Genomic DNA, 11,655 nt, shown 5'->3' on the forward strand with positions numbered 1-11,655 from the left:
TTTACTGCTGAATAAACCATTTATGCGATACATAAGGTTCCTTCCTTAATTAAAACTTTTATATGGGATCTATATGTAAGGTATATTATGTTTTTTTAATTAGCAAGTTTCTTCTTTGGTGTTGCGAATCCATGAAATTTCATGCATAGATATAGCGAATATGCTATAATAAAGAAGATTGGTTAAGGAGTGTTTTAATGATGAAAAAAGGATTATTTATTACATTTGAAGGAAATGATGGCAGTGGAAAGACTACAATATCAAAGATGGCTTATGAAAAGTTAATGGATATGGGGTATCCGGTCGTTTATACAAGAGAACCGGGAGGGATTGATATTGCTGAACAAATCCGTCATGTGATACTTGATCCTAAAAATACAGCCATGGATGCGCGTTGTGAGGCATTATTATATGCCGCTAGCCGCAGACAACATCTGGTAGAAAAAGTTCTGCCAGCCTTGGCAAAACATCAAATTGTACTCTGCGACCGATTTGTGGACAGTTCATTGGTATATCAAGGAATTGCCCGTGGAATAGGTATCGAAGAAGTGTATAAAATTAATGAATTTGCGATAGAAGGACATTTGCCAGATGCCACTATATTTCTTCATGTTGATTTGCATACAGGACTTTCCCGTATTGAAACAAGAGGAGAAAAGGATCGTCTGGACAATGAAAGTATGAAATTTCATCAGATGGTTTCAGAAGGCTATGATACCATACGGGAAATGTTTCATGAACGCATGCATGTGATAGATGCGACCAAATCCATTGAGGATGTGTTAAAGGCAACGATAGAGTGTCTGTTGGAGATTATAAACGCTCATGATTAAGGAACTATTAAAAGAACAACAGCCGGTTGTTTATACAACCTTAAAGCATGCACTCGAACTTGATAAGCTTGCGCATGCCTATATGTTTTCCGGGCCTGCTGGGACAATGAAGAAAGAGGCAGCTTATCTGCTTGCACAAAGTTTGGTATGTTCTACGCATGGTTTTGCATGTGAGTGCTGTGATACCTGTAAACGTATAGCGGCAAATGAATTTGCGGATTTAAAATATATTGATGGGACAACGACTTCGATTAAAAAAGAAGATATCGTAAAACTGCAGAAGGAATTTAATAAAACCGGTTTAGAAACAACCGGTAAGAAAATTTATATTCTTGATCATGCAGAAAATGCCACTCCAGATGCGTTAAACTCTCTATTGAAATTCTTGGAAGAGCCAACGAATGATATGACAGCAATCTTGATTGTTGAACAAATGGATCGAGTGCTGCCAACCATCATTTCACGCTGTCAGAATATACCTTTTACAGCACCGGGATTTTTTAGTTGCTATCAAGAGGTCAGAGCAGAAATAGCAGAATTAGATGCCTATTTGTTATCTCATATCTTGCATCAGAAACAAAGTATTCTTGAGGCGGTAGAAAGTGAAGATTACCAACATGCTGTATATGTATTTAAAGGAATGTTGGAACGGTATCAGAAATCTTGCTATCAAGCCTTATTGTTCTTGCAGTTGGAGGGTTTCCCGGCAAAACAAAAAAAATATGGGAAACAGGCTTTGCAATATGTATTAGATATGTTGCTGCTGTTTTTTAAGGAATGCATGAAAAAAGAAAGTGCATGTCAAGATATGTGGTATAAAAAACAGCTGGAAACCATGCAGCAGAAAGATATGGATATCATAAAAATTATGCAGATATTGATGCGTGGAAAGGATATGCTTTTACGCTCTGTAAATCTGCAGATGCTGATAGATCAATTGTTATATGAAATGAAAGAGGTGACACGATGAATCAGAATACACAAAATAAAACGAATAACGCAAAAAATGAGCATAAACAAAACGGGCGAAACACGTATCATGACAATCATAAGAACAATGATGCACGACAGGATAAAAAAGAAGCACACAATCAAAATCATTATGATAATCATCGCAAAGAACATGGAGAACATGTAAATCGTACATATAAATATTTGGCCTTTGTATCTTTTTCAGAATCAAAGAAGGTCTATTCTTTTGGATGTAACGATAATAACTACCATGTTGGTGATGATGTTGTCGTTGAAACGATTCGCGGACAGGAATTAGGAAAGATCGTAAAGGAAACAGAGACGTTCATACCAAACGGTATGGAAATTAAACCAATTTTGCGTAAAGCTACGGAGAAAGACTTAAAACAAGTAGAAATCAACGCAGAAAAGGCAAAAAAAGCGATGGAAATCTGCAATGAATGTATTGCTAAGTTAGGCTTGGATATGAATTTAATTGAAGCTGAATATACGTTAGATTGCAGTAAGATCATTTTTGTTTATGTAGCCGATGAACGCGTAGATTTCCGTGAATTATTAAAGGATCTAGCTAGTATTTTCAAATGCCGTATTGAATTGCGACAGATCGGACCTCGTAATAAATCAAAAATTATCGGTGGTTTGGGTATGTGCGGTATGGAAACTTGTTGCTCACGGTTTCTTAATGATTTTGATGTTGTATCTATCAATATGGCAAAAAATCAGTTATTGGCATTGAATATTCAGAAATTAAGCGGCCAATGTGGAAAATTGATGTGCTGTTTAAAATATGAAGATGGACAATATAAAAAATTAAGAGAAGGGCTGCCTAAAATGAACAGCCAGATAGAATATAAAGGCAGTCGTTATCGTATTACCAGTATGAATGTTTTACTACAACAGGTAAAAATTGAAAATAAGGAAGATGTACAATTTTTATCCTTCCAAGAACTTTGGCCGGACATTGATTTTTCTGATCGGTAGGTGACAAACATGAACAGACAAAAAAGCTTTGAACAAAAGAAACCGGCATTATATTTGGTGGCTACGCCTATCGGAAATCTTGAAGAAATGACACCAAGAGCCATTTCTATCTTAGCAAGCGTTGATGTCATAGCAGCTGAGGATACCCGCAATACGATGAAACTATTGACACATTTTGGTATTAAGACCAGACTGCTTTCTCATCATCAGCATAATGAACTGCAAAGTGCTAAGGGGTTAGTGGATTTGCTAGATCAGGGGAATTCCATTGCAATTGTTTCAGATGCAGGTTATCCTTTGATCTCTGATCCTGGCAGTATCGTATGTAAGATGGTGATTGAAGCAGGCTACAGTGTTATTCCTGTTTCCGGCAGCAATGCTATGTTAAATGCTTTGGTATGCAGTGGCTTAGATACACAGCATTTCTTGTTTTACGGCTTTTTGAAGGCATCCGAAAAAGAACGTATTCGGGAACTGCATGATTTGAAGTATTATCCTTTCACCCTTGTTTTTTATGAAGCTCCCCATCGTATTCGTAAAATGCTGGAAAGCTGTAAAGAGGTGTTGGGGAATCGTCAAATGTGTCTGGCAAGAGAATTAACGAAGAAGCATGAAGAATTCTTACGTGGCACGATTGAGGAATTGCTGGAGGTTGTTGAGGAATTAAAAGGGGAAATGGTTGTCATTATCGAAGGCAGCAAAGAAGAAAAAGACCCCGGTGAAGATCAGGCAATGCCTTTGGTCCACGATCAGATTAAAACATATATTGATGGTGGTTTAACGACCAATGAAGCGATAAAAAGAGTCGCGAAAGAAAGAGGTCTTTCTAAGAACGATTTATATAAAGAGTTCCATGGCTTAAGCTAAAGGAATGCGTGTCTTATCACGAAGCGAAGTCCATACTCACCTTAGATAAAAAAGGGTTACCATCATTTCAAAAACGATATGATGATTTACTTCTAATTTATCTATTCTTGAGTAGGAAGCTTAAGTGAGAAGACACTTTTTTATTCGTTATAGTGTGCCAATCGATTAAGGAAAGTACTATTCAGAAAACAGGTAAATAAAATGATGTCATATTCTATATCAAAAGATAGTATAAAAGAACTATGATTTTAATTTCATAGGAAAAAGGAGGTTAGATGCATGAAGCTTGAAGATCGTATCTTATATGCCGATATGTTAGAATGTCGCCGAAAGAAAGGTAAGATTTATTATGAAGATAGCCATGGATTATTAATAGAGAGTCCGAAATCACATATGTTATATTGTGCTGCCGAGAATGAAGCAAGTGCAAAAGCTGTTGTAGCACATCTTCCTTCCTCTTTTGCTATTTTGGTGGCACATGATATGTATACCGATCGTTTTATTCAACAACAATACCATATCACCTGTGAACTACGTTGTTATCACAGTGCTTATATCGAAAAAACATTACCGCAAGTAAAACTTCCTCATGGTTTTACCATGCAAACGCTGACAGAAGCATATATACCAGAAATTATTGCTTTATATAAGCACTCCATGCCTTCTTTGGCAACAGTGGAATATATAAAAGAATGTCTAAATGATGACATGTTTGCTGTCTTTGATAAAGAAATCCTTTGTGGCTTTATTGGTGTGCATGAAGAAGAAAGTATTGGTCTATTAGAAGTAAAGCAAGAATATCAAAGAAAAGGTATTGCAACCGCATTATTACAACGGGCAGTACAATCACAAATGTTAAAGGGACGTATTCCTTATGGCGAAATTGTTGAAGACAATATCATCAGCTTACAGCTGCAAAAGAAAGCCGGTATGAAAACTTCTGAGAAACTGACTTATTGGTATTTTATGGAGGAATAGGATCCATGATCCTTTGCTTTCATTATCACTTGTATAACGTAAGAAATTCATGAAACATTCACACAGCAACGTCAAAAACACGTTATAATGAACATAGAGGTGATAACATGAGCAAGCTGTTGGTCGTTGATGATGAAGCGCAAATACGTAACATCATTCGGAAATATGGGGAATTTGAAGGATATGAAATTGCTGAGGCAGTGGATGGCATGGACGCGATTGAGAAATGTCGAAAAGATCAGTTTGATTTGATTATCATGGATATCATGATGCCTAATCTTGATGGGTTTTCAGCAGTGAAAAAGATACGTGAAGAGGCTTCTACTCCGGTTATTATGCTTTCCGCGCGTGGAGAAGAGTATGATCGTATTCATGGTTTTGAAACAGGGATTGATGATTATGTCGTTAAACCTTTTTCACCGAAAGAGCTGATGATGCGCGTCAATGCGATTTTAAAAAGAGTTCATGGAGAAGAGGATAAAAAACATAAGGATGTGTATGAATATGAAGGCTTACGTATTGATTTTACAGCCAGAAAGGTATTCATAAATGAAAAAGAAAGCGAAATGTCGCCTAAGGAATATGTTCTGCTGTTTTACATGGTGCGTAATGAAGGCATTGCCTTAACAAGAGAACAGCTGATTCATGATGTATGGGGATATGATTTTTACGGTGACGATCGCACGTTAGATACACATATTAAATTATTAAGAAAAAGCCTGGGAATTTATAGTTCTACAATCGTTACCTTACGTGGGGTAGGTTATCGTTTTGAAGGCAAACAATAGAAAAGATACCAGTATCAAATGGAAAATTTTCGGCAGTTTACTAGTCTTTATTGCCATCATCATTTTGGTACTGTGGCTTTTTCAGGTTTTTTTCTTAGAAAAATTTTATGTGTTGATCAAATCACGTTCCGTAAAAGATGCCGCAAGTGATATCAATCAGGTAATAAATAATGAGAATTATAAGGATGAAATTGATGCGATTATCAAAGAAAATGAATTCTGTGTCATTGTTTATGAGAATGAAAATGAAACACCGTTATATTCCAGTAGTGGAAAAGGAGATCCTCGCTGTGGCATCACCGAGTTTAGCATGAAAAAGCACATGGATATCATTGCTAAGCTACAAAAAGAGGCGAAGGAACATGATGGTACTGCTTCTACTTTATTAGAAGAATCTGCGAATAAAGAGGATTTTAATTTCAAAGAAGAAGTAGAACTAACGGATCGCTATCATAGTATCTTAAATACACCTTATGATGAGAAAAAGCTTCGAAAGCTATTACCATCTAATAAAAATGCCCAAATGATGACATATATCAGTGTAGTCATGCAGGCAGATAAAAGTATAAAAACCATTGTGGTCAATGCACAGCTGACACCAGTGAATGCCACCATCGAAACGATTCAGACACAGTTTCTTATCATTGCCGTAATTCTCATTCTAATCGCGTCGCTTTTAGCGATGTATTTATCTCGTAAAATAGCTACGCCGATTATTGAAATCAATGATGGCGCCAAGATACTTGCGAAAGGACGATATGATGTAGCATTTAAGGGGAAAGGCTATCTGGAAATCGAAGAGCTCAGCAACACCTTGAATTATGCGGCGAAAGAGCTGTCAAAGGTTGAAAGCTTGCGCAGGGAATTAATCGCAAATATGAGTCATGATTTGCGAACGCCGCTGACAATGATTAGTGGTTATGGTGAAGTTATGCGAGATATTCCTGGTGAAAATACAGCAGAAAATGTGCAGATTATCATTGACGAAACGAAAAGGCTGACCAATTTAGTAAATGATATGTTGGATTTATCTAAGTTACAAGCCGGTGCTCAAGAAATTAATAGCAGTAGCTTTAATATAACAGAAGAAATTGAACATATTATCGCCCGATATGATAAACTGCTGACAAATAAAGATTTTACAATTCAGTTTCAGTATGATAAACCGGTTTTTGTTAAAGCAGATATCATTAAAATTAATCAGGTGATATATAATCTGATAAACAATGCCATTAATTATTGTGGAGATGATCATAAGATATATGTCCGTCAGCTCATTGAAAAAGATCGAGTACGCATTGAAGTGATGGATCATGGTGATGGGATTGAAAAAGAACAGCTGCCTTATATCTGGGAACGTTATTATAAAGTGGATAAAACACATGTTCGCTCTAAAATAGGAAGCGGATTAGGTCTTAGTATCGTGAAAGCAATTTTAGAATTACATAAGGCTGAATACGGGGTAATTAGTAAACGAGGTCAAGGCACGACGTTCTGGTTCACATTGCCTTTATGTATAGCGGATCATGAAAAGATGGCATAAGTAAGAGATTAGGATAAAGGTGCACTGTATTTTTCGCAATGAGAATCTAATAATTGTCCTATTTATGGGTGTTATCCATGAATAGGATTTTTTCTTTGTCAAAAAGAAGAATCTACGAAAAAGTATATGCAGATACACACGTATAGTTTATCTGATGAATTTATAGCTTGACAAAAAAGCTAACCATGGTATCATATAGTTCTAAATAGAACAAAGAGGTGAGGTTACATGTTGGAATTTTTAGAGATTCTTGATTTATGGAAACGGTTGTATGAGAAGGAATTGCATAATGTTTGCAAACGTTATGACCTACATAAAATGGATGTCGATATTTTATTATTCCTGGCCAATCATCCACAATGTCAAAATGCGACGGATATCGTCCAACGTCGTAAATTAACGAAATCACATGTTTCAACATCCTTAAAATTTTTAGAGGAACAGGGATATATTGAAAAATATTATCAAGAAGGCAATCATAAGACGATATATTTGCATATGTTAGCAAAGGCTGATAAAGTGATTGCCGATGGTCGAAAAGCACAGGAACGGTTTCAAAAGCGTTTGTTAAAGAACTTTAGCGAAGAAGAGTTAAAGAGGATGAAAGACACTTTTCGGCGGATGAATGAAAATGTAAAAGCAGCTTTAAAGGAGGAAGAAGAAACATGCTGATGAAGTTTATCGTTTGTTTTATAGCCGGTATTGGTGCCGGTCTTGGTACGGGATTTGCAGGAATGAGTGCTGCAGCAGTCATCAGTCCCATGCTGATTACATTTTTAGGCATGCCGGCATATGAGGCAGTTGGCATCGCCTTATCCAGTGATGTATTAGCAAGTGCTGTCAGTGCCTACACGTATGGTAAAAATAAGAATTTGGATATTAAAAACGGCTTGGTTATGATGGTGACGGTATTAATCTTCACAATGGTGGGCAGTTGGATATCTTCTTTAGTGCCGAATACAGCTATGGGCGGTTTCTCGGTCTTTATGACGTTTTTATTAGGTATTAAATTTATTGTGCGACCGGTGATGACGACAAAAGAATCAATGGGAGATATAGATCCCAAAAAACGCTTTGTGCAATCGGTACTGTGTGGCATTTTGATTGGCTTTATCTGTGGTTTCATCGGTGCCGGTGGCGGTATGATGATGCTGTTAATTCTAACAAGTGTTTTAGGATATGAATTAAAGACAGCTGTTGGAACCAGTGTCTTCATCATGACCTTCACTGCCTTTACCGGGGCTGTTTCACATTTTACTATTGGAGGAGCACCAGACTGGTGGGCAATGTTGTTTTGTATCTTATCTACCTTGTTATGGGCAAGAGTGGCTGCTAAATTTGCCAATAAGGCAAAACCGATTACCTTAAATCGTGCTACCGGTGTTGTTTTAACAGTTCTCGGTATTGCCATTATGACCGTAAATTTTTTACAATAAACTTAAAACATCAATGCCAATTATCGCTTAAACATTGGATTTATCAGCAATAACTTAAGTTATTGAAGTCCAGTTTACCACTAATTTACCACTTACGAAAGAGCTTTGATATGACGTTATGATAAATATGCAAAACCGTAGCTTGTAGATCACATGAATGTGAATTACAGCTACGGTTTTTCTTCGTTGAATTTATAGCCAACACCCCAGACAGTTAGTATGTACTGCGGATTGTCTGGGGACGGCTCTATCTTCTTTCTTAGTTTCCGTATGAATGATGTGAGATTGTTTCCCTCTGGTGCGTTGTGAAAGCCCCAGACATTTTCATATAGTTGGTCTTTCGTAAATACCTGCCCTTTGTGGCAAAAGAGAAAATAGAGTAAGTCAAATTCTTTGGCTGTCAAATATACACTGTTTCCTAAATGATTAGTAAACTCTCTGGTATAAGGATTAATTTTAAATAACTGTGCAGTAGTTTGTATAGTAGGAGTTACAGATAATTTTGAAGACAACCATTCAACAGTTTGCTTTAAAATAAATTCTTCACTTTCGCTAAATTCAATAACTAATATCTTCCCATTTCTTTACCTCCTTTTATAGTTTTGTATGTTATGACAATTCAAATGCTCCTGTATAAAGGCTATAATATACACCTTTCTGCTCTATCAATTCATCATGAGTACCACGTTCAATAATTTTTCCTTGCTCTAAAACTATAATAGAGTCAGAATTTCTAACAGTTGATAAACGATGAGCAATAACGAACACTGTTCGTCCATTCATCAGATTGTCCATGCCTTGTTGTACCAATTTTTCTGTCCTTGTATCTATGGAAGATGTTGCTTCATCTAGTATCATGACAGGGGGATTGGCAACAGCTGCTCGTGCAATAGAAATTAATTGTCTTTGTCCTTGTGATAGAGTAGCTCCATTCTGTGTCAGAAATGTCTGATAACCGTCTGGCAATCTGGATATGAAGTTATGAGCATTAGACAACTTTGACGCCTCAATGCATTCTTCGTCAGTAGCTTGTAAATTACCATATCTTATATTATCCATAATTGTTCCTGTAAACAAGTTTACATCTTGTAATACTATTCCCAGAGAATGTCTTAAATCTTCTTTTTTAATCTTATTGATATTTATACCGTCATATCGAATTTTTCCATCCGCCAAATCGTAAAAACGATTTATTAGGTTAGTAATCGTAGTTTTTCCAGCTCCTGTCGCACCTACAAAAGCAATTTTTTGTCCAGAAGTTGCATTTAAGATAATATTATGGAGAACTAATTTTTTATCATCATATCCAAAATCAACATTACAAAATTCAATTTCTCCTTTTAATGGTGTATAAGTTAAAGTCCCATCATGATGAGGATGTTTCCATGCCCAAACGCCATCTTTATCCGTTGTTTCTATAAACTCATTGTTCTTATTTTTAACATGAGTAAGCGTTACATATCCAGTGTCTTGTTCTGCTTCTTCATCAATCAATTCAAAAATACGTTCAGCTCCTGCCAGAGCCATAGCCATCATGCTAATTTGTTGAGCAATCTGAGAAACAGGCATACAGAATGTTTTTGAAAGATTTAAAAATGCAACAATCATTCCAACTGTTATAGCCCCTATTCCATGTAAAGCCATATAACCTCCTACTAAAGCAATTAGTATATATTGCAAATTTCCTAATTGCATAATTGTAGGCATTAAAATATTTCCATATTTATTTGCTTGAGTTGAGTCAGCACATAATATTTTATTTCTTTCATCAAATTGCTTCTTTGCTTCTTCTTCATGACAGAATACTTTAATAACTTTTTGCCCATTTATCATTTCTTCTATATAACCTGTTACATTTCCTAAAGTTTCTTGTTGTTTAATAAAATATTTAGCGCTAGCCCCACCAACTTTATTTGTAACAAATCCCATTAAAACCGTTACCGCAATGACTAATATAGTTAAAAGAACATTGCTAACAAACATTGAAATTAAAATTACTATAACAGTTACAATAGCGGATATAAATTGTGGTAAAGCCTGTGAGATAAATTGCCTAAGTGTATCTGTATCATTCGTGTAGTGGCTCATTATATCTCCATGTGTATGAGTATCAAAATATCTAATAGGTAATTCTTGCATATGAGAAAACATATCATCCCTTATTTCTTTTAATGTTCCCTGTGAGATTTTCACCATAAAACGATTGTATAAATACGTTGCCAACACACCTATTATGTAAATACATCCCATTAAAATAATTGTATGCAATAGTGGTGTAAATGAAGGTGTATTTTCCAATAATAACGGTGTGATATAGTCGTCAATCAGTATTTCTAAAAATAATGAACTTACCACAACTGTGCAAGAACTTAGAAGTATACAAACTACAACAACACTAAATAGAGCCTTATGTTTTCCTGCAATATATGATAAGAGTCGTTTCCAAACTTGCAGAACATTTTTTTTACTTTTCATCAATTATTATCTCCTTTCGTCTGTGAAGCGTAAATTTCTTTATAAATCTCATTATTTTTTAATAATTCCTCATGTGTACCGTAACCATTTATTTTCCCTTGATCCATTACTATAATGTGGTCAGCGTCCTCCACAGAAGAAATGCGCTGTGCAATAATGATTTTCGTTGTGTCTGGAATTTCTTCACGAAATGCTTTTCTTATCATTGCGTCTGTTTTAGTATCTACCGCACTGGTTGAGTCATCAAGAATTAAAATTTTAGGCTTTTTAAGTAATGCTCTAGCAATACAAAGACGTTGTTTTTGTCCCCCAGATACATTCGTTCCACCTTGCTCAATATATGTATCATATTGGTTAGGAAATGTTTCTACAAAAGAGTCAGCTTGTGCTAATTTGCAAGCATGAATTATTTCATCATCACTTGCATTTTTATTTCCCCAACGGAGATTTTCTTTTATCGTACCAGAAAATAGTTCATTCTTTTGGAGAACCATAGCAACTTCATTTCGCAATGTAAACAAATCATATTTTTTTACATCAATACCACCAATGGTTATTTCTCCCTCTGTAACATCATATAGTCGAGGTATTAGCTGAACTAAAGAGCTTTTTCCACTACCTGTACCTCCAATTATTCCAAGAGTAGAACCACTGGGAATATGTAAAGATATGTTTTTTAAACACTCTTTATCCTTATTTACAAAATAACTAAAACTTACATTTTTAAAAATTATTTTACCGTTTTTCATTTCATATACAGGTTTTTCTCCATTAGTTAGAGA

12 protein-coding genes are annotated in these 11,655 nt (G+C 35.6%); 9 read left to right on the plus strand and 3 right to left on the minus strand.

All coding sequences use genetic code 11. The features are described 5' to 3' along the window. The first annotated feature begins 197 nt into the window (after positions 1–197). The 9 genes from tmk to AC1VS3_RS08195 all read left to right on the plus strand — a co-directional run bounded on the left by tmk (position 198) and on the right by AC1VS3_RS08195 (position 8,398). Positions 198–833: a dTMP kinase gene (tmk, locus tag AC1VS3_RS08155; RefSeq protein WP_017144517.1), complete on the plus strand. Its 636-nt coding sequence runs from the start codon at positions 198–200 to the stop codon at positions 831–833. After that, complete coding sequence (locus AC1VS3_RS08160) at positions 826–1,803, plus strand: DNA polymerase III subunit delta (protein WP_008690879.1); 978 nt, start codon at positions 826–828, stop codon at positions 1,801–1,803. The genes tmk and AC1VS3_RS08160 overlap by 8 nt, the downstream gene beginning before the upstream one ends. Continuing rightward, positions 1,800–2,786, plus strand: a complete 987-nt coding sequence (ricT, locus tag AC1VS3_RS08165) for a regulatory iron-sulfur-containing complex subunit RicT (protein ID WP_008690880.1) — start codon at positions 1,800–1,802, stop codon at positions 2,784–2,786. Before AC1VS3_RS08160 ends, ricT begins: the two co-directional genes overlap by 4 nt. Before the next feature lie 9 nt (positions 2,787–2,795). Then, positions 2,796–3,653 (plus strand): 16S rRNA (cytidine(1402)-2'-O)-methyltransferase, encoded by an 858-nt coding sequence (gene rsmI / locus AC1VS3_RS08170; RefSeq protein WP_008690881.1) that lies wholly within the window; start codon positions 2,796–2,798, stop codon positions 3,651–3,653. 279 nt (positions 3,654–3,932) lie between these two features. Beyond that, positions 3,933–4,631 (plus strand): GNAT family N-acetyltransferase, encoded by a 699-nt coding sequence (locus AC1VS3_RS08175; RefSeq protein WP_008690882.1) that lies wholly within the window; start codon positions 3,933–3,935, stop codon positions 4,629–4,631. 107 nt (positions 4,632–4,738) lie between these two features. Continuing rightward, positions 4,739–5,419 (plus strand): response regulator transcription factor, encoded by a 681-nt coding sequence (locus tag AC1VS3_RS08180; protein ID WP_008690884.1) that lies wholly within the window; start codon positions 4,739–4,741, stop codon positions 5,417–5,419. Further along, positions 5,403–6,962, plus strand: coding sequence for a HAMP domain-containing sensor histidine kinase (locus AC1VS3_RS08185; RefSeq protein ID WP_008690885.1), 1,560 nt, complete (start codon positions 5,403–5,405; stop codon positions 6,960–6,962). Before AC1VS3_RS08180 ends, AC1VS3_RS08185 begins: the two co-directional genes overlap by 17 nt. Before the next feature lie 228 nt (positions 6,963–7,190). Beyond that, entirely contained in the window at positions 7,191–7,634 is a 444-nt protein-coding gene (locus tag AC1VS3_RS08190) for a MarR family winged helix-turn-helix transcriptional regulator (RefSeq protein WP_008690886.1), read from the plus strand. Continuing rightward, positions 7,628–8,398, plus strand: coding sequence for a sulfite exporter TauE/SafE family protein (locus tag AC1VS3_RS08195; RefSeq protein ID WP_008690887.1), 771 nt, complete (start codon positions 7,628–7,630; stop codon positions 8,396–8,398). Before AC1VS3_RS08190 ends, AC1VS3_RS08195 begins: the two co-directional genes overlap by 7 nt. 170 nt (positions 8,399–8,568) lie before the next feature. Here the strand turns inward: AC1VS3_RS08195 and AC1VS3_RS08200 are convergent, their stop codons facing one another. The 3 genes from AC1VS3_RS08200 to AC1VS3_RS08210 all read right to left on the minus strand — a co-directional run. Then, complete coding sequence (locus AC1VS3_RS08200; RefSeq protein WP_226897110.1) at positions 8,569–8,910, minus strand: winged helix-turn-helix domain-containing protein; 342 nt, start codon at positions 8,908–8,910, stop codon at positions 8,569–8,571. A 97-nt stretch (positions 8,911–9,007) separates the two neighbouring features. Next, complete coding sequence (locus AC1VS3_RS08205) at positions 9,008–10,873, minus strand: ABC transporter ATP-binding protein (RefSeq protein ID WP_008690888.1); 1,866 nt, start codon at positions 10,871–10,873, stop codon at positions 9,008–9,010. Further along, positions 10,873–11,655: ABC transporter ATP-binding protein (locus tag AC1VS3_RS08210; protein ID WP_481275584.1), on the minus strand; the 783-nt coding region annotated here is incomplete at its 5' end. The genes AC1VS3_RS08205 and AC1VS3_RS08210, both read right to left, overlap by 1 nt.

The sequence above is a fragment of the Longicatena sp. genome (assembly GCF_982403165.1).